Below are 18,908 nucleotides of genomic sequence, written 5' to 3'. Positions count from 1 at the left end.
GCGCACAACCCCTTGACAGGGGGGTGCGGCTACGGCTGCTGCAAGAACTCCTTCGGTGTCGCCAGCAGCGCTTCGAGCTTGTGGAACGACTGCGTCCAGCCGGCGATGTTCATGTCGCGCATGAACTCGGGGAAGGGTCCCTGCGTCAGGGTGACGATCGTGCCGTCGCCGTCCTCGGCGAACTCCAGCGTCAGGGACAGCGCGGTGCCGTCCTCGACCCCGGGGATGCCGTGCGCCGTCGAGGTGCCGACGATGATCCGGTTCTCCTCGATCTGCTCGAGGGTCGAGGTGACGGGCGACGACCACTCGGCGTTGTCGTTGCTGACCATCGTGAGGTTCCAGGCGCCACCGACTCGCGCGTCGACCTCGACGGTGGCGACGGGGACGTGGAAGCCGAGGGGCCCGAACCAGAGCGCGAGCAGGGCCGGGTCGACGAACGCTCGGTAGACGTCGGCGACGGGGTGGGCGAAGCGGTGGGTGGCGTGGGCGGTGAACTGTTCGGTCATGACTGCTCCTGCGGATCGACGGTGAAGGCGGAACTGGCGGAACTGGCGGAACTGGTGGAACTGGCGGGTGGGGCGGTGGACGGGCTGCCCACCGGGGCAGGCGTGCGCTGGGCGGCGAGCAGGGCCTCCAGGCGGTCGAACCGGCGGTCCCAGTCGGGACGCAACCGGCCCAGCCAGGCGCCGAGCTCGTCGACGGCCTCGGGCCGGAGACGGCACGTGCGCCACGTGCCGTGCCGCTCGCGCGTGATGAGGCCGGCGCGTTCGAGCACGCCGAGGTGCCGCGAGATCGCCGGGGCGCTGACGTCGAACGGCTCCGACAACTCGGAGACGGTCGCCTCACCCTTGCCGAGCCGTTCGACGATGCGCCGTCGGATCGGGTCGGCGAGCGCCGACAGGACGACGTCGGTGCGGTCGGGTTCCATCGTCGCCCCCTCGGTGAACCAGACGGTTAATTAACCTCGGCGTTCAGTATGCGCTCGCACCCCCGGGAGCGCAAGGCCTCACCGGAACCGGGACGGCGGGGCCCCGAACGCCTTCGAGAAGGCGGCGGTGAACGCCGCGGGGGTCGCGTAGCCGAGTCGGCCCGCCACCTCCGTCACGGTGCCGCGTCGCAGGGCCGGGAGGCTCGACAACAGTCGCGCACGCACCCGCCAGCTCGCGGGACCCACCCCCGTGGCCGCACGGAAGTGGCGGTCGAGGGTGCGTTCCGAGACGGCCGCCGCGCGCGCCCAGTCGGCGTTCGTCACGTGGACGTCGGGCTCGGCCAGGTACGCCCGACACAGGTCGCGCAGGACACCCCGTGGCGGCAGCGAGACGCTCAGCGGGATCGGTGCGACGCGCTGGAGCTCGTGCAGGGCGAGCCGGACGAGGGTGCCGTCCCGGGCGTCGTCGTCGTACGGCACGTCGAGCGCGTTGGCGGCACGCAGCACCTCGCGCAGCAGGGGCCCGACCTCGACGACGGTGCACCGGGTCGGCCACCAGGGCACGGTGTCCGGCTCGATGTACAGGCTCCAGGTGCTGACGTCGAGCATCCGGACCTCGTGGGGCACCCCGGGCGGGATGAGCACGGCCCGGTCGGTCGGCACGGTCCACGAGCCGTCGTCGGTCTCGACGAGCATCACGCCACTCGCACCGTAGAGCAGCTGCGCCCGTCGGTGCTCGTGCCGGGCGAGCAGGTGGTCCGGCGGGTAGTCGGTGCCGATCGGCAGGACGTCGAACGGCTGGTGGTCGAACTCGGAGACCGGGACGTTGCGCACACGTCGAGGCTAGGTCTCGAAGGAACCTGCCGCACACCCGATCGTCCGCCGTGGTGATCCCCGCTGGGATGGAGGCATGTCGTTCATCGTGCTCGTGGTCATCGGGGTCCTGGTCGGGGTCACCACCGTCCTGTTCGGGTTCGGGGGTGGGTTCGTCACCGTGCCGATCATCACCGTCGCCGACGCAGCCCTCGGTGGCGACGCCGTCCGGGTGGCCACGGCGACCTCGGCCCTCGTGATGCTGGTGAACGCCGCCGTGGCCACCGTCTCGGCCCGGCGCGGCGCACTCGCACCACTCCGGGGCCGTTCGCCGCTGTTCGTCCTGCTCGGGGTCGGCGGCGCGGTCGGGGTGCTCGCCGCACGAGGGGCCCCGGACGCGCTCCTGCGCTGGGGCTTCGTCGCCTACCTCGGGGTCACGGTCGCCGACCTGCTGCTGCGCCCGGGCTTCCTGCGCAGCTCGGCGACGGACCGCGCGGTCGCGACCCGCGGCGGTGGACGCGACCACGGACCGACCCGTACCGGCGTGCCGACCGCCACGGGCCTCCCGATCGGTGCGGTCGCGGCGTTCCTCGGGGTCGGCGGCAGCGTGATGACGGTCCCGATGCTGCGCCGGTCCGGTGCCACCATGACCGCGGCGACCACCCTGGCGAACCCCCTCACGCTGGCGATCACGCTGCCTGCCGCCGCCGTGACCATGCTGCTGCCGGCGGTCGTCCCGCACGCCGCCGGACTCGTCGGCGCCGTCGACGTCCGGGCAGCCGTGGCCCTGCTGGTCGGCGCGATGCCGGTCATCGTGCTGCTCCGACGCCGCCCGCCGCACCTGCCCGAGGTCGCGCACGCCTGGGGCTACGTCGCACTGCTCGTCGCAGCGGGGATCGTCGTGGCCCTGGGCTGAGCGGGGAGCCCCGGGGAGAGGATGGGTGCATGCCGACGCCGAACCCCGCCTTCGTCCCGCCCACCACGCAGACCTCGCGCCCGGACCTGCAGGGCACGTTCGGCATGGCAGCCGCGACGCACTGGATCGCGACCGCCACCGCGCAGTCGGTGCTCGAACGCGGCGGCAACGCCTTCGACGCAGCCGTCGCGGGCGCGTTCGTCCTGCACGTGGTCGAACCGCACCTGAACGGCCCGGGCGGCGACCTGACGGCGGTGTTCGCGACGGAGTCGGACCCGACCCCGGTCGTGCTCGTCGGCCAGGGACCGGCGCCGGCCGGTGCGACGCCCGAGCACTACCGCGCCGAGGGCCTCGACCTCGTCCCCGGCTCCGGCGCACTCGCCGCCACCGTCCCGGGTGCCGTCGACGCGTGGCTGCTGCTGCTCCGCGACCACGGCACGTGGGAGCTCGCGGACGTCCTCGCGCCGGCGATCGGCTACGCCCGTGACGGCCACCCGGTCGCAGCCGGGGTGGTCCGGACGATCACCGCCGTGCAGGGCCTGTTCCGTGACCACTGGCCCACGTCCGCCACGCAGTGGCTGCCAGGAGGCACGGTGCCGGCCCCCGGGGACCTGGTGCGCAACGAGGCGCTGGCCGCAGTGCTCGACCGGCTCCTCGACGCCGGTGACGGCTCCGGCAGCCGGACCGCCCGCATCGACGCCGCGCGGAGCGAGTGGGCCGAGGGCTTCGTCGCCGAGGCCATCGACCGCTTCGTGCGGGCGCCGCACCGACACGCGTCGGGCACCGACCACGCCGGGGTCATCCGAGCGTCGGACCTGGCGGCGTTCCGGGCGTCGTACGAGCCCGCGGCGACGGTGGAGTTCCGCGGCTGCACGATCGCGAAGACCGGGCCGTGGGGTCAGGGTCCGGCACTCCTGCAGACCCTGCGGCTGCTCGAACCGCTCGACGACGCACTGCTCGACCCGTCGACGTCGGTCGGCGCACACACCATCGTCGAGGCGCAGAAGCTCGCCATGGCCGACCGTGAGGCGTTCTACGGCGACGGCGACGTCCCGCTCGACGTGCTGCTCTCCGACGCGTACACGGACGAGCGGCGTGCGCTGATCGGCGAGCGGGCCTCGTCCGAGCTGCGACCGGGCACGATCGCGGGCGTCGAGCGGGCGATGCCGCCGGCCCGGACGTCGTACTCCGCCGGCGACGGCGCTGGTCTCGGTGAACCCACGGTGCAGGTCGCGCGGGACGCCGAGCGCGCGCCGGTCGCTCCCGTCGCGCCGGTCGAGGACCGCGGCGAGCCGTTCGTGGCCCCGGACGGCGAGACCCGGGGCGACACCTGCCACATCGACGTGGTGGACCGCTGGGGCAACATCGTCAGCGCGACGCCGTCCGGCGGGTGGCTGCAGTCGTCGCCGACGATCCCGGACCTCGGGTTCTGCCTGGGCACCCGGCTGCAGATGACCTGGCTCGAACCGGGCACGGCGTCGACGCTCCGCCCCGGCGAGCGCCCCCGCACGACCCTGACACCGACCCTGGTGCTGCGTGACGGCGTCCCCGTGGCCGCGGTCGGCTCACCCGGCGGCGACCAGCAGGACCAGTGGCAGCTGCTGTTCCTGCTGCGGTGGATCGTCGGCGGGTACACCCCGCAGCAGGCGATCGACGCCCCGGCGCTGCACACGACGTCGTTCCCGGGGTCGTTCTGGCCGCGCACGTGGGAGCCGGCGGGGCTCGTGGTCGAGGACCGCCTCGGCGACGACGTCATCGCGGAACTCGAGGCCCGTGGTCACGTCGTCACCCGCGCCGGCGACTGGTCGCTCGGACGGCTGACGTGCGTGACGCGGGACCCGGCGACGGGCGTGCTCGGCGCCGCCGCGAACCCACGCGGTGCCCAGGGCTACGCCGCAGGCCGCTGACCCGGGGTCGTTCTTTCCCAGGACACTCGCGCTGGAAAGCGGAATCGGGCGTACCTGGTCAGAACTTCCGACCAGGTACGCCCGATTCGACCAGGGATGCCGCGAGGCGACCCGGCATCAGAGCGTCAGAGCGTCGGGACGACGACCGCGCGGCCCGACAGCTCGCCGGCCTCGAGCTTCCGGTAGGCCTCGAGCGCGTCCGACAGCGCGTACCGCTCCACGTCGGGGACGATCTGCCCGGCGCGGTACATGGCGACGACCTCGTGCAGGTCCTCGATGGTGCCCCAGTAGGTGTTCGTGATGGTCGACTCGTACGGCGTCCGGAAGAAGTTCCACTCGGTGGTGCCACCGGCGATCCCGACGACGGTGAACCGGCCGCCCACGGCCATGGACGCCTGCGCGACCTTGATGGTGGGCGTCGCTCCGACGAAGTCGAACGCGGCGTCGACCCCGCGGCCGCCGGTGACCTCGCGGATCGCGGCGGCCTGGTCCGGCCCGCCGGGCACCGTGATCGCGCCACGGGCGGCAGCGCCGTCCATGGCGTCCTGCTTCACGTCGGTCGCGATGACCGTGGCGCCGGTGAGCGCGGTGAGGATCTGCACGGCGATCTGCCCGAGGCCGCCCAGGCCGACGACCAGCGCGTACTTGCCGCCGCCTGCCAGGTTCGGCAGCGCGTTCTTGATCGCGTGGTACGGCGTGAGCGCGGCGTCGCTGAGCGGTGCGGCGGCGATCGGGTCGGCGTCACCGAGCGGCACGAGGTTGCGAGCGGGGACGCTGACGTACTCGGCCATGCCGCCGTCGCGCCCGAGACCGATGCCCATGTACGGGTTGGTCGCGGCGTTCTCGCAGTAGGTGTCCTGCCCCTTCGAGCAGTACGAGCAGTGCCCGCAGCCGACCGGCCCGTAGACCAGGTAGGCGTCGCCCTCGGTGAACCCGGTCACGCCGTCACCGACGGACTCGACCCAGCCGGAGTTCTCGTGCCCGAGGACGAACGGGGGCTGCTGCGACCCCGGAGCCCCGGCGGCGAACTCGCGGTACACCGCGACGTCCGAGTGGCACGCGCCGGCACCTGCGACCTTGAGGAGCACCTCCCCCGGACCCGGCGTGGGCTTGGGGACCTCCGTCAGGGACGGGAAGGTCTGGTACTGCTCGAACACGACGGCGCGCATGGTGGGTCTCCTCAGAACACCCTCACGCTACACCTGTTGTTGTGGGCAACACCTGTCGCTCAGAACCGCGAAGCCTGCGTCTTCGCCGTGAGCCGGTTGCGAGAACGTGCGTTCTCCGCTTGACTCGGCTGCGACGGTCCCGCTCGGGTCCGATCCCCCACACGAAAGGAGCGGCCATGCCCACGCGCACCGCACGCACCGCCTGGAACGGCGGCCTCAACGACGGTTCCGGCCAGGTCGAACTCTCCAGCTCGAAGGTCGGCACCTACGACGTCTCGTTCCCGAAGCGCGCCGCTGACGAGGCCGGTGGCAGCACCAGCCCCGAGGAGCTCATCGCCGCCGCACACTCGGCCTGCTACGCCATGCAGTTCTCCGCCGTCCTCGGCGAGGCCGGCGGCACGGTCGAGGCCCTCGACGTCAAGGCCGACGTCTCACTCGGCCCGGACTCCGCCGGCGGCTTCAAGCTCACCGGCATCGCCCTGACCGTGCACGGCGAGGTCACCGGCATCGACGAGGCGACCTTCCTGAAGGCCGCCGAGGACGCCAAGGCGACCTGCCCGGTCAGCAAGGCACTCACCGGCGTCGACATCACGCTCGACGCGACGTTCGAGCAGTAGTCGGGTCGCGTCCGAGACGCGACCGACCACCTGACGGGAGGCCCGGTGCCAGCTGGCACCGGGCCTCCCGTCCGCTCTGGTCGCGTCCAGATCGCGACTGGCACCATGGTCGGATGGCCGAGCAGCACTTCCCCGGCGAACCGAAACCGGGGCGCCCACACCGGCCGCCCCGCCCCCGACGCCGCAGCCTGGCGCAGCACGACCTGCGCGACGCCCGTGCCCGACTGCGCGGCACGATCTACGAGCACGTCGAACCCGACGCCAAGGGGCGCGACCAGTACACCGCCGCCCAGATCGTCGACTTCTGCCTCGACCTGGCCGAGGTGATGCTCGCCTCCGGTGCCGACACCCGCAGCGTCGAGACCGCCGTCGTCGCGGTGTCGACGAAGTGGAACCTGGCCCCGCTCGACCTCGACTTCTCCGGCAGCTCGGTGACGATCCAGTACGCGCCGGCCGACATCCCGCCGCTCGTGAAGGTCCGGACCGTGAGTTCCGACGGCTCCGACCTCGACCGGCTCGCGCGCGCGAACCAGATCGTGGACGACCTGATCCACGACGAGCGGGACATGACCTCGGGCGTCAGCGCCCTCGTGGCGGTGCTGCGGATGCCGCCGCGCTGGCCCACGTGGCTCGCCGACGTCGGGCTCTCGATCCTGGGGACCTCGATCGCGATGCAGGCCGGTGGTGGGTGGCGAGCGGGCATCGGCGCCTTCGTGCTGATGTTCGGGATCATCCTGTCCGGGCGCTGGCTGACGGGTCGTGGCTACCCGCAGTTCTTCGTGTCCGGGGCGCAGGGAGCGGTCGCGTCGGTGATCGGCACCCTGGCCATCGGTGCGGGCGTCCTGCACCCGGCGGGCGCCGCCACGATGGTCGCGGCCCTGGTGGTGCTGCTCCTGCCGCACGTCTCGCTCGTGACCTGGGCCCAGGACGCGATCTCCGGCTTCCGTGCGATGGCGGTCGCTCGGGCGTTCTACATCGGCCTGGTCATCGCCGCGATCGTCGTGGGGGTGCCCGCGGGGATCGCGATGACGAAGTGGCTGCACCTCGAGGTCGACCCGTCGGGCATCGTCACCCAGGCGCTGCCGTTGTGGGCGTCACTCTCGCTCACGGTGGTGTCGGCCGGGGCGAACTGCTTCGTGCAGCAGGCCAGCGCACGGGTGATCCCCGTCGCCGTGGTGTTCTCGGTGGCCGCGGGTGCCTCGCTGTGGGGACTGCGGCAGCTCGGCCTGCCGCTGCTCGGCGCGACGTTCCTGGCCGCGGTCCTGCTCGGCGTGCTGTCCACCTACGCAGCCGCGCGGATGCGGACCGCGGTCGCGGCGATCGCGGTGCCGGCGTTCTGCGGAGCGCTGCTGCCCGGTGTCGCCGTGTCGAACGCACTGCTGAACTTCATGTCGGGCTCGTCGAGCGCGGCCCTCGACTTCGTGGCCGCGGTCTCCGTGGCGCTCGGGATCGGTGCCGGGCTCGTGCTCGGCGGCCTGTTCGCGACACCGGGCGCGCGCCGGGCACTCCGGCGGACCCGTCGGGTCGTCGTGCACTCGGTCCACAACGACACCACCGCGCTCCGGGTCATCCGCGACACCGGGTACGACCCCGGCGACGGCTCAGTGCCGCGAGGATCGCGGTCTGCGCCGGGCGGTCGCTGACGGTCCGGGCTAGATGTCCCAGCTGCCGTCGTCGCCGTCGCTCCACGTCGCGTGCCGGCGGGCGGCCTGCGGCTCGTAGCGCTCCATCCAGCCGCGCTCGAGTCGGGCCACCGCACGGTCGAACGCCGGAACCAGGTCGAGGTCCGAGCGGAGCAGGGCCTGGAGCTGCAGGCCCTCGTACAGCGCGATGAGCTGTTCGGCGCCGCGACGGGGCTCCATGGTGTGCGGGGCGCGGCCGACGGCGATGTCGTGCTCGAGGCCACGCTTCACCTGTGCGTAGAAGAGCTGGTAGCGCGACCGCAGGTACGTCGCCATCGGGTGCTCGGGGTTGCCCGCGACGGACAGCAGGGCGACGAGCAGACGCATGAGCGCGGGGTCCTCGGCGTTCGACGCGACGATCGCGCGCAGGAGCTCGACGGTCGAACCATCGCCGACCTCGCGGGTGACCTCGTCCATCCGACCGCCGTTCCAGCGGTCGACGGCTGCGAGCACCAGGCCGTCCCAGGACGGGAAGTGCTGCTGGAGCTCCTCGACGGGGATGCCCATCCGCTCGGCGACGTGCACGGCGCGTGCTTCGTGGAAGGGAACGTCACGGAGCAGGTCGACGGTGGCCCCCACGATCGTGATCCGGAGGTGCAGGGTCGCCGCCGCGGCCGCTGCGGCCTGCGTGTCGGCGCTGGTGTTCTCGAGCATCGTGCCCTCCGTCGTTCCACGGACGTCCTGTCCGAGGTCGCCCCGACCCGGGGCACGTCCATCCAAACGCAGAACGGGGGACAACAGAATCCCCGGTACGGGTGTCAGCACATGGGGGGACACCGACACCACGCCCAGCGCGTTCGCACGGATCCGTGTGACGATGCCGGGCATGACCCCGAACGACCCCACCGCACAGGGACTCGCGACGATGGCATCGGCCGGCTTCGAGTTCGGCGGCGACCCGGATCAGGTCGCGCACGACGTCCGCGCGATGTGGGAGCAACTCGGCCGACCCGCGGGGGCGTTCGACGCCGCCGCCCGGGCCATCGCGGTGCTGCCGCAGCGCCCCGAGGTACCGATCGTCGACCAGGCACGTCGCCGCGCGTTCGAGCACGAGATCGGCATCAACCCGGTCGAGGTCGAACTCGCGGCAGCACTGTCGGCGCGGGAACTCCTCGAGCGGATGGCGCGCGCCGTCACCTGCTGACGTCACCACGGCCACAGACGGGACCACCCGGACGACGGGAGGCGCGGTACCCACCGGCACCGCGCCTCCCGTCAGCCCGTCGGCGACGCGCTACGGCGTCGGCATCCCACCGTCGACGTGGAGCGTCTCGCCGACCACGTAGGACGACTCACCGCTCGCCAGGAACACGTACGCCGGCGCCAGTTCGGCCGGCTGCCCCCAGCGGCCCAGGTAGGTCTGCTCGCCCGCGGACGGCAGCGCCTCGGGCGGCTGCCCGCCGGCCGGCTGCAGCGGCGTCCAGATCGGCCCCGGTGCGACGGCGTTGACGCGGATGCCCTTCGGTGCGAGCTGCGCGGCCAGGCCCTTCGCCAGGTTGTTCACGGTGGCCTTCGTGGCTGCGTAGTGCACCAGGTGCGGCGACGGCGCGTAGGCCTGGATCGACGTCGTGTTGATGATCGTGGAGCCCGGCTGCAGGTGCGGCACGGCGGCCTTCGTGATCCGGAACGTCGCGTAGGCGTTCGTCTTGAACGTCTCGTCGAACTCCTCGTCCGAGATGTCCTCGATCGAGGAGACGTTCTGCTGCTTGCCCGCGTTGTTCACCAGGATGTCGATCCCGCCGAGCTGTGCGACCGTGTCTGCGACGATCTGCTCGCAGACCGCGAGTGAGGTGATGTCGCCGGGCAGCGCGACGGCCTTGCGTCCGGCTGCCTCGATGAGCGCGACGATGCGGTCGGCGTCCTCCTGCTCCTCGGGCAGGTACGAGATCGCGACGTCGGCGCCCTCGCGTGCGTAGGCGATGGCGACCGCTGCGCCGATGCCGGAGTCGCCACCGGTGACGAGGGCCTTGCGGCCCGTCAGACGGCCGGAGCCGCGGTAGGTGTCCTCGCCGTGGTCGGCGGGGACGTTCTCCGCCATCTCGGCGTCGGTGCCGGCGCCCTCGAGGTACTGCTCGTCGGGCTTCTTGTCGGCGTACATCTTCGTCGGGTCCTGCATGGAGTACTGATCGAGCGCTGCCTGGTCGAGCCCTGCCTGGTCGTTCTGCTGGTCCGTCATGCCGCCGACGGTACGCAGGGGCGCACCACGGGCCGTCCAGGAGGCTGTCCCCCGGCGCGCGGAGCGGCCAGCGTCCGCCGGCCGCACCGGTCCAGGGCCGCAGTTGCGTCTTCCTCGTTTGTCACGGTCCGGTGACGGCCAGGACCCGATTCGGTAACACCTGTCGTTCTGGACGGGTCGGGGTCGTACCGTCGAACGGTGACCCCTCGGACCCTGCTGGCGCTCGGCGCTGCCGTGCTCGCCTTCTCGGCCGGTGCGCTGGCGCTCGACGGCACCACCGGGCTCGGAGCGGACACCGCCGTGGCGGCGGAGACGTCGCACGACGCCGCTCCGGTGCACGTGTCGAACGCGAAGCTCCGGCGGGTCGACTCGATCGAGCTCGACGCCGAGTCCCTGGTGCTCCGCAACGGCGGGAAGACCGTCATCGAGTCCTCGATGCGCGACTCCCGGTTGACCGTGAGCCTGCTCGACCGCCTGCTCGGCACCCCGTCGCGCACCCAGACGGCCGAGGGCGACGGCGGCGCGTGCTTCCCGGCCGGCACCACCTACACGTGGGGTGGCGCCATCCGCGTCGCGGCCCTGGCCACCGATGCGCGGGCGGGCAACGCCGTCGAGATCCGGGTGCTGCGCGACGAGGTCCGCAGCCGGCTCGGTGCACGGATCGAGCTGACCGGCCCCGGCGGCGTGCAGGTCGGTGACGACATCGCCGACGAGATCGCGGACGCCCCGCGCTCCGAACGGGTGTCCTACGGTTCGGACGACTCCCGCGCGTGGCAGTTGCTGCTGCGCGAGGGCTGGGTCGACCCCACCTCGGACGACGAGCGCACGGACGACCCCGCCGGCACCAACGGCGTCTCGGCCCTGACGAACGAGACCACGGTCACGGTGCTCGGCTCCCCGATGCCCGTGCACGCGCAGCGGAGCTGCTGACTCACACGCGGATCGTCGCGACCACCGGGAAGTGATCACTCGCGAACCACGTCTCTGGCCCGTCGTGGTCGATGACGACCCGGTCGGTGCGGGTGACCCCGCGGGTCAGCACCCAGTCGATGCGCTCCCCGGTGTCCACCGGCGGCAGCCAGTCGTTGAACGTCGCGGTCCGGTCACCCGGGTCACCCGCGAGGACCCAGGTGTCGTCGAACCCGGCGTCGGCGAAGACCCGTGACGCGGTTCCGGCACCGGCCGGCTCGTTGCAGTCCCCGGCGACGATGACCGGACCGGTCTCCCGCGCGAGCCGTTCGACGATGAGCGCCGCACTCTTGCCGCGCACCTCGTCGCCGTGCTCGCCGGGTTCGTGGTCCAGGTGTGTGGTGAGCACCGTGACCGCAGGTCCGTCGGTGTCCAGGAACACGGCGTGGTTCGCGATGCGCGGGAACAGGCTGCCCCACGTGTTCGAGACCGGCTCGTCCGGGGTGTCCGACAGCCAGAACGAGCCCTCGTCCGTCGGTCGGAACCGGTCGCGACGGTAGAACACCGCCGGGTGCTCCCCCGCGGCGCCACCCTCACGGCCCTGTCCGACGTCCGCGTGGCCCGGCAGCCCGGCGCGCAGGTCGTCGAGCTGGTGCGCGAAGGCCTCCTGCACGCACACCAGGTCCGGGTCGTGCCGACGGATGACGTCGAGGAGCACGGGGAGTCGGGCCGGCCAGTCGTGCTCCGGATCCGGGTTCTTGATGTTGTAGGTCATCAGGACGATCGGACGCGCTGCGCTGCTCACCCCTCGAACCTAGCGATCCGGTGCGGCCGCGGCCTCAGTTGATGCAGGTGCCCTCGGTGCCGTAGTTGTGCACGTCGGTCGACTTCGGCGCCGGCTCCTTCGTCGCCTGCTTGCTCGGCTTCGACCCCGAGCCGGTGTCGGCAGGCGTCGAGGCGGGCGCGCTCGGCACGCTGGCGGCCTTCGGGGCCTTGCCGTCGGTACCGAGCACGAGCGTGACGCCCGTCACGGCACCGGTCCGGACCGCGACGGCACCGGGCACGGCCGCCGCGACCGCCTTCGCCTGGGCCTCCTGGCCGGCGGGGTACTGCACCTGCGTGGCCGTGGTGGGGTCCGAGGAACCGGGCGGTGCGACCTGGAACCCGCGGCTCGTCAGGACCTGACCCGCTGCGGCGGCGGCCCCCGTGACACCGCTGCCGTTCAGCACGGTGACCGAGGTGTTCGCGGGCTGCGCGGCCGCGGCCTTCGTGTAGGTGTCCGGTTCGCCGACCAGTCCCTGCACGAAGGCGGGCAGCCCGACGGTGTCGATCTCGACGATCGACAGCGCGGAACCGTTCACGTAGATGGTCGGCGTGCCGAGGGTGGGGATCGTGGCGGACTGGATGTTGGCCGGCCGCAGGTTGCTCATCTGCGAGGCGAGGTCGAGCAGGTTCGTGTCCGTCTGGATCGAACCCCCGACCGCCTTCAGGATGTTGCCCATCTTGACCGGGTTGAGCAGCGTGCCCGCGGACGTGACCTTCCGGGCTTCCTGCGACAGGAAGTACTGCTGTCGGACGTTGCGGTCCAGGTCGCCGTTCGGCAGACCGTGGCGCTGGCGGACGAACGACAGGGCCTGCTTGGCGTCGAGCGTGGACTTGCCGGCCGGCAGGTCGACGCCGGAGTACGGGTCGTTGGTCGCCTGGTTCAGGCAGACCTCGACCGGGCCGAGCTCCTTGACCACCTGGTAGAAACCGAGCAGCGAGACCCGGACGTAGTGGTCGATCTGCAGGCCACTCAGGTTCTCGATGGTCTTGATGAGCATCTTCGCGCCACCGGTGTCGCCGCCACCGTTGAGCGTGCCGTAGTAGAAGGCACTGTTGAGCTTGCCCTTGCCGACGTCCGGGATGTCGACGTACGAGTCGCGGGGGAACGAGATCATCGTCGCCTGTGAGCCGTCGGCGTTGATGTGCAGGACGATCATCGTGTCGGTGTTCGTCGCCCCGCCGTCCGACTCGGTGCTCAGTTCGGCGAGCTGCTCGGGGGTGGCGTTGTCCGGCCGGTGGTCGTCGCCGACCAGCAGGATGTTCTGCGCCTTGCCGTCGACGTCGTTCTTCGTGTCCTTCTTGCCGGTGATCGCGTTGACGATCGTGACGCCGCCGGACAGCTGGTTGTAGGCGTAGGCCGCGTACCCGCCACTCAGCAGGACCGCCATCGTGAGCACGCCCGCGATCGCCGGGAACACCACGCCCGCTCGTCGCTTCTGGCGCCCGTGGCGCGGCGTCACGGCACCGCGGCGCGCGGGTTCCGTCGTCTGCTCGGGTTCGTTGCTCACCGGGAAACCATAACCGGAGCGCGCGCAGGGGACATGGAATCCGCCTGGTAGGTCACCCCACAGCCCCTGCGACACCCCTCACGTGCAGCTCACTCGGCAGCGAGTCCCTGCTTGTGCGTCTCGCGTGCGCGGAGGACCGTCACGCCGGTGATCGCGGCGGCCGCCATCACGTAGAAGGCCGGCGCGAAGGTGTTGCCCGTCGCGCTGATCAGCCACGTGGCGAAGTACGGCGTGATGCCGCCGAAGACCGCGACGCTGATGTTGTAGGCGATGCCCATCGACCCGTAGCGGATGGCGGTCGGGAACAGTTCGGCCATCGCCGCACTCACCGCCCCGTCGAACGCCGCCATGAACAGGCCGAGCAACACCATCGCGGCTGCGGCAGCCCAGAAGTTGCCGGCGTCCATGAGCATGAGCGTCGGGTACGTCAGCACGAGGAACCCCGCGCACCCGGCGAGCATGACAGGCTTCCGACCGATCTTGTCCGAGAGCAGCCCGAAGAACGGCACGAGCCCGGCGATCACCAGGAACCCGATGACGACGACGCCGTAGGACACGAGTGGCGAGTACCCGAGGTCGACCTGCAGGTACGAGGGCATGAAGGTCTGCAGGATCCAGTAGCCGACGGCCTTGAGGACGACGAACCCGACGCAGAAGAGCAGTGCCTTCCACCCGGTCCGGAGCGAGCGGCGGAGCGGGTTCTTCGCGAGTTCCCCCTTGGCCTTGAGCGCGCGGAACTCCGGGGTGTCCTCGAGCTTCGTGCGCAAGTACAACCCGACCAGACCGAGCGGCACCGCGACGAGGAACAGGACACGCCACCCCCACGACTCGAGCGCTCCGTCCCCGGCGATCGCCGTGAACAGGAAGACCAGGCCACCACCGACGATGAACGCCGCGAAGCCGAAGACGTCGATGAAGCTCGTCACGAAGCCGCGCCGGTTCGACGGGGCGTACTCAGCGAGGAGCGTCGTCGCCCCGGCACCCTCGCCACCGGCGGCGAAGCCCTGCACCAGCCGCACCACGACGAGCAGGATCGGCGCGAGCATCCCGACGCTCTGGTACGTCGGCAGGATCCCCATCACGGCGGTCGCGCCGCTCGTGATCAGGATGACCGTCGCCAGCGTGGTCTTCCGGCCGACCCGGTCACCGAGCGACCCCCAGAACAGCCCACCGAGCGGACGCATCACGAAGCCGGCACCGAACACGGCGAAGGCCGACAGCAGTGCGACCTGCGGGTCGCCCTGCTTGAAGAAGTACAGCGAGATGACGGTCGCCAACGTGCCGTAGAGGCCGAAGTCGAACCACTCGACGAAGTGTCCGACGCCGGCGGCGACGATCACCTTCCGCATGCCCTGGCGGCGTGCGTCGTCGCCCAGGGCCACCTGGACGTCGGGGGCGGTGGCGGCATCGACGCTGGGTTGCGTCCGGGTTCCGTCGCTCATGGGTGGGGCCTCACACTTCGTTGTCGAGAATTCGTTGACGATAGCACTCGCCGGGCACACATTGCCACACAGTGGGAAAGACACGCCACCGAGTGATACCGTTCCGACCATGCAATCCCGTGAACAGCACCACGACGTCGTGGTCGTCGGCGGCGGTCTCGCCGGTGTCAGCGCGGCCGTCGCCGCAGCCCGCCTCGGCTCGAGCGTCGCCCTCGTCACCAACCGCCCGGTCCTCGGCGGCAACGCCTCGAGCGAGATCCGGGTGTGGGTGGTCGGCGCGACGGCGCACGGCACGCAGCGGTTCGCCCGCGAGACCGGGATCATGGGCGAGCTCTTCCTCGAGAACCAGTACCGGAACCCGCAGGGCAACGCGGTCTACTGGGACCAGGTCGTGCTCGACCTGGTCCGGGCCGAGCCGAACGTGCACCTGCACCTCAACACCGACGTGCGGACCGTGCAGACGACGGACAACGCCAGCGGCGCACCGCGCATCACCGCCGTCACGGGGTGGACCATGGGGTCCGAGATCGAGACGACGTTCACCGCACCGGTGTTCCTCGACTGCACGGGCGACGGCCTCGTCGGGGCCCTCGCCGGCGCCGAGTACCGCATCGGGCGCGAGGGCCGCGACGAACACGGAGAGGAGTGGGCGCCGGAAACGGCCGACGACGAACTGCTCGGCAGTTCGATCTTCTTCTCCACGCACGACACCGGCCGCCCCGAGAAGTTCGTGCCGCCGTCGATCGCGAAGGACCTCGGCACGACACCGATCCTGGCGAACCGGGCGATCCGGACCGGCGACAACGGCTGCAACTACTGGTGGATCGAGTGGGGCGGCGAACTCGACACCGTCGCCGAGAACGAACGCATCCGCGACGAGCTCTGGGGCGTCGTCTACGGCATCTGGGACCACATCAAGAACTCGGGGGCGTTCGACGCGGACACCCTGACGCTCGACTGGGTGGGCGCGATCCCCGGCAAGCGCGAGTACCGCCGGTTCGTCGGCGACCACACCCTGACGCAGCAGGACCTGCTCGAGCAGCGCTCGTTCCCCGACACGGTGGCGTTCGGCGGCTGGTCGATCGACCTGCACCCCGTCGAGGGCGTCTACGCCGAGACCGCCGGCGCCCAGCAGCGGTACACCAACGGCACCTACGACATCCCGTTCCGGTCGCTGTACTCGGCGAACGTGTCGAACCTGCTGTTCGCCGGCCGCGACATCTCCGCGTCGCACGTCGCGTTCGGGTCCACCCGAGTGATGGCCACCTGCGCGGCCCAGGGGCAGGCAGCCGGCACCGCCGCGCACCTGGTCGCCCGGCACGGCACGACGCCACGGTCCCTCGGCACCGAGCAGATCGCCCTGCTGCAGCAGACCCTGCTGCGCGAGGACGCACCGGTCATCGGGGTCCGCGCCGACGACCCCGCCGACCTGGCCCGCACCGCCCGCATCACCGCGAGCAGCGAGCTGACCACGATCGACACGACGCCGTTCGCGACCGCCGACCGCTTCGACCTGGACCGCGACGTCGCGATCCTCCTGCCCGCCGACCCCGCGCTCGGCGAGTTCCGGCTCCGCACCGAGGCGGACGACGACACCGAGCTCACCATCGAGCTCTGGACCACCGGCAAGCCCCAGAACTACGCCCCGATCGACCACGTCAGCACGCACTCCGCACACGTCGCCGCCGGACCGGGCGAAGCGGTCGTCGATCTGGACTTCCACCCGGACGCACCGTGCAACGCGGTCGTCGTGGTCCGTCGGCAGCCCGGCGTCCGCCTGGTCCTGACCGACGGACACCCCTACGGCGTGATGGCCCTGCGCGCCCGCGCCGCCGACGACGAGCAGTTCGACAACCACATCCCCGAGGAGTCCGGACAGCCCGTGACGGACTGGGAGGCGCGCGCCCTGCGCGGACACGCGTTCGCGTTCACCGCATCCGGCGAGACGGACGCGTGGCGGGCCTCCCGGGTCAGCGACGGCCACCAGCGCCCGTTCGGCGGACCGCACATGTGGTCGTCCGGTGCGGGTGCCGGCGCAGCCGTGCTCGCGCTCGACTGGGCGGAGCCCGTCGACGTCCACCAGGTGCGCATCGTCTGGAACGACGACGTCGACGCCGACCTCATCAACCTGCACCACCACCGCACCCCCTGGGACGCCGTGCCCACACTCGCCCGCGACTACCGGATCGAGGCGTGCGTCGACGGGACCTGGCGGACGCTCGCCGCGGTCGACGCGAACCGGCACCGCCACCGGATCCACGACGTCGATCCGGTGCGCACGGCGGCCCTGCGGGTCGTCGTGACCGCGACGAACGGATCCCCGTTCGTCACCGCGAGCGCCGTGAAGGTCTCCTGACGCGCGCCGGGACGGGCCAGAATGAGGGGATGGCGACCACCCCTCCGAACCAGAGCATCGAGCGAGCCGCAGCGGTCCTCGGTGCGCTCGGCGCGTCCGACGGCGCGGTGCGAGCCTCCGACATCGCGCGGGCGATCGGGCTGGGGACCTCGACCACCGGGCGGCTCCTGGCGACGCTCGAGTCGCTCGAGTACGTCCGACGCGACCCGGAGACCCAGGCGTACTCGGTCGGTCGGGCCGTGCTCGAGCTCGCCAGCCAGGGGCTCAACCACAACCCGGTGCACCGCGAGAGCCGCTCAGCGGCGCAGGAACTCGCGCACCGGGTCGGGCTGACCGCCAACGTCGGCGTGCAGGACGCCGCGTCGTGCATCTACCTCTGCCACTTCGAGGGCTCGCTCGCGCCGAAGTCGCACACGATGATCGGGATGCGGCAGCCGATGCACGCGTCGGCGCTCGGCAAGGCGCTCATGCTCGACCTGTCGCCGGACGAGCGCCGCTCGCTGCTCGGGGACGACCTGGCCCGGTACACCGACCACACGATCACGACGCACGACGCCCTGACGGCCGACCTCGCCGTCTCGGCGAAGCGCGGCTGGTGCGAGGAGAACCAGGAACTCGCGCTCGGCCGGTTCTGCATCGCGGCACCGATCCGCAACGCCTCGGGGCGGATCGCGGCGGCGCTGTCGATCTCGGGGCGCCTGACGCAGTTGCGTGACCGCGACCTGGACTCCCTCGCCGAGGACCTCATCGAGGTCGCCGACCGCATCAGCGTCGGCCTCGGGATGATCAGCGCCGTCGCGCACTGACGCGGGCGTCGCGGCTCGAGACGCGCCGCCCGCCGCCCGGCACCCGCCGGGATTCCCGCGAAAGCGACAGTCTGCCGCGGAATGTTCGCGGACATCTGTCGCTTTCGCGCTCGAAACGCGCGTGACGACGGACAGGAGGCCCGTGGCGGGATCGCCACGGGCTTCCCGTCCGTCTCCTGGTCGCGTTGGGCGACGGGGCGCTACGCGCGCGACGGCAGCAGGTGGATGGCCTCCATCGCGAGCTCTGCCGCGATCGGGTCCTTCGCCAGGACGGCTGCCTTGAGCTTGTCGAGCTCGGGCAGGATCACCGCGGCCGGGATCAGCTCGGCGAGTTCGGGGACCCGGAGCTTGAAGGACAGCCCGTCGGTGGTCGACCGGCAGAGCTGCACGAGCGACGGGTTGCCGCAGGCGTCCGCCCACTGCGAGTAGATGTCGGCGCCGTTGCGGGCCACCTGGTCCTGCTCGTCGGCGCCGACCCGCGCGATGACGTCGTCGAGCATCTTCACGATCTTCTTGCGCTGCGGCTCGGTGAAGTTGGGCACCGCGAGGCGCACGACGCCCCCGTAGATGACGCCGAGCGTGCGGTAGGCGTCGAGGAGCTCGTCCTTCGTCGGGGCCGCCACGCGGGTGTAGCGGTTCGGTGCCATCTCGATCAGGCCGGCACGGGCAAGTTCCGCGAGCGCCTCGCGGATCGGGGTGCGGGAGACCCCGAGCCACGCGATCAGGTCGTCGTCGTTGAGTCGCTCGCCGGGCTCCAGCGTGCCGTCCATGATCGCGTCGCGGATCTTGTCCTGCACGGTGTCACGGAGGAGTTTGCGCTCGGCGGCGGGCTGCGTCGAAGGAACTGGCATGCA

General features: G+C 71.7%; 18 protein-coding genes. 8 read left to right on the top strand and 10 right to left on the bottom strand.

The features are described 5' to 3' along the window. Window positions 1–29: 29 nt before the first annotated feature. The 3 genes from GVL05_RS01635 to GVL05_RS01625 form a co-directional block, all read right to left on the bottom strand. Complete coding sequence (locus GVL05_RS01635) at window positions 30–506, bottom strand: SRPBCC domain-containing protein (RefSeq protein WP_131844827.1); 477 nt, start codon at window positions 504–506, stop codon at window positions 30–32. After that, entirely contained in the window at window positions 503–928 is a 426-nt protein-coding gene (locus GVL05_RS01630) for a helix-turn-helix transcriptional regulator (protein ID WP_159570709.1), read from the bottom strand. The genes GVL05_RS01635 and GVL05_RS01630 overlap by 4 nt, the downstream gene beginning before the upstream one ends. Window positions 929–1,006: 78 nt before the next feature. Next, a complete protein-coding gene (locus GVL05_RS01625) occupies window positions 1,007–1,762 on the bottom strand; it encodes a helix-turn-helix domain-containing protein (RefSeq protein WP_159570706.1) in 756 nt (251 codons plus the stop codon). Between the two features lie 76 nt (window positions 1,763–1,838). On the opposite strand from GVL05_RS01625, the gene GVL05_RS01620 reads away from it, so the two are divergent. Next, window positions 1,839–2,657: a sulfite exporter TauE/SafE family protein gene (locus GVL05_RS01620; protein WP_123294862.1), complete on the top strand. Its 819-nt coding sequence runs from the start codon at window positions 1,839–1,841 to the stop codon at window positions 2,655–2,657. A gap of 104 nt (window positions 2,658–2,761) precedes the next feature. Further along, window positions 2,762–4,564, top strand: coding sequence for a gamma-glutamyltransferase family protein (locus GVL05_RS01615; RefSeq protein ID WP_200849137.1), 1,803 nt, complete (start codon window positions 2,762–2,764; stop codon window positions 4,562–4,564). A gap of 125 nt (window positions 4,565–4,689) precedes the next feature. Here GVL05_RS01615 and GVL05_RS01610 read toward each other — a convergent pair whose 3' ends face one another. Then, window positions 4,690–5,733, bottom strand: coding sequence for an NAD(P)-dependent alcohol dehydrogenase (locus tag GVL05_RS01610; RefSeq protein ID WP_159570700.1), 1,044 nt, complete (start codon window positions 5,731–5,733; stop codon window positions 4,690–4,692). Between the two features lie 176 nt (window positions 5,734–5,909). Here GVL05_RS01610 and GVL05_RS01605 point away from each other — a divergent pair, with 176 nt between their 5' ends. Both GVL05_RS01605 and GVL05_RS01600 read left to right on the top strand, forming a co-directional pair. Next, entirely contained in the window at window positions 5,910–6,350 is a 441-nt protein-coding gene (locus GVL05_RS01605; RefSeq protein WP_111085865.1) for an OsmC family protein, read from the top strand. Between the two features lie 113 nt (window positions 6,351–6,463). Beyond that, window positions 6,464–7,993 carry a threonine/serine exporter ThrE family protein gene (locus GVL05_RS01600; RefSeq protein WP_159570697.1) on the top strand — a complete coding sequence of 510 codons (1,530 nt, stop codon included), beginning with the start codon at window positions 6,464–6,466 and terminating at the stop codon, window positions 7,991–7,993. A 9-nt stretch (window positions 7,994–8,002) separates the two neighbouring features. Here the strand turns inward: GVL05_RS01600 and GVL05_RS01595 are convergent, their stop codons facing one another. After that, entirely contained in the window at window positions 8,003–8,686 is a 684-nt protein-coding gene (locus GVL05_RS01595; RefSeq protein WP_159570694.1) for a TetR/AcrR family transcriptional regulator, read from the bottom strand. 172 nt (window positions 8,687–8,858) lie between these two features. On the opposite strand from GVL05_RS01595, the gene GVL05_RS01590 reads away from it, so the two are divergent. Then, a complete protein-coding gene (locus GVL05_RS01590) occupies window positions 8,859–9,176 on the top strand; it encodes a hypothetical protein (RefSeq protein ID WP_159570691.1) in 318 nt (105 codons plus the stop codon). 90 nt (window positions 9,177–9,266) lie between these two features. Here GVL05_RS01590 and GVL05_RS01585 read toward each other — a convergent pair whose 3' ends face one another. Next, a complete protein-coding gene (locus GVL05_RS01585) occupies window positions 9,267–10,208 on the bottom strand; it encodes an SDR family oxidoreductase (protein ID WP_159570688.1) in 942 nt (313 codons plus the stop codon). Between the two features lie 198 nt (window positions 10,209–10,406). Between GVL05_RS01585 and GVL05_RS01580 the strand changes: the two genes are divergently transcribed. Then, window positions 10,407–11,138, top strand: coding sequence for a hypothetical protein (locus GVL05_RS01580; protein ID WP_159570685.1), 732 nt, complete (start codon window positions 10,407–10,409; stop codon window positions 11,136–11,138). A 1-nt stretch (window position 11,139) separates the two neighbouring features. On the opposite strand, the gene GVL05_RS01575 is transcribed toward GVL05_RS01580, so the two are convergent. The 3 genes from GVL05_RS01575 to GVL05_RS01565 all read right to left on the bottom strand — a co-directional run bounded on the left by GVL05_RS01575 (window position 11,140) and on the right by GVL05_RS01565 (window position 14,892). After that, window positions 11,140–11,922 (bottom strand): endonuclease/exonuclease/phosphatase family protein, encoded by a 783-nt coding sequence (locus GVL05_RS01575; protein ID WP_159570682.1) that lies wholly within the window; start codon window positions 11,920–11,922, stop codon window positions 11,140–11,142. Between the two features lie 34 nt (window positions 11,923–11,956). Then, entirely contained in the window at window positions 11,957–13,450 is a 1,494-nt protein-coding gene (locus tag GVL05_RS01570; protein ID WP_159570680.1) for an LCP family protein, read from the bottom strand. 89 nt (window positions 13,451–13,539) lie between these two features. Further along, complete coding sequence (locus GVL05_RS01565) at window positions 13,540–14,892, bottom strand: MFS transporter (RefSeq protein ID WP_159570677.1); 1,353 nt, start codon at window positions 14,890–14,892, stop codon at window positions 13,540–13,542. A gap of 109 nt (window positions 14,893–15,001) precedes the next feature. Here GVL05_RS01565 and GVL05_RS01560 point away from each other — a divergent pair, with 109 nt between their 5' ends. Together GVL05_RS01560 and GVL05_RS01555 are read left to right on the top strand one after the other, a co-directional pair. Then, on the top strand, window positions 15,002–17,248 hold the full coding sequence (locus GVL05_RS01560; protein ID WP_159570675.1) for an FAD-dependent oxidoreductase: 2,247 nt from the start codon (window positions 15,002–15,004) through the stop codon (window positions 17,246–17,248). A gap of 29 nt (window positions 17,249–17,277) precedes the next feature. After that, on the top strand, window positions 17,278–18,054 hold the full coding sequence (locus GVL05_RS01555) for an IclR family transcriptional regulator (RefSeq protein ID WP_159570672.1): 777 nt from the start codon (window positions 17,278–17,280) through the stop codon (window positions 18,052–18,054). Between the two features lie 200 nt (window positions 18,055–18,254). On the opposite strand, the gene GVL05_RS01550 is transcribed toward GVL05_RS01555, so the two are convergent. After that, window positions 18,255–18,905 carry a GntR family transcriptional regulator gene (locus tag GVL05_RS01550; RefSeq protein WP_123294620.1) on the bottom strand — a complete coding sequence of 217 codons (651 nt, stop codon included), beginning with the start codon at window positions 18,903–18,905 and terminating at the stop codon, window positions 18,255–18,257. Window positions 18,906–18,908 lie beyond the last annotated feature (3 nt).

It is taken from the genome of Curtobacterium sp. 18060, from assembly GCF_902706105.1.
Classification (GTDB): Bacteria; Actinomycetota; Actinomycetes; order Actinomycetales; family Microbacteriaceae; genus Curtobacterium.
This window is presented reverse-complemented; position numbering and strand designations above follow the sequence as displayed.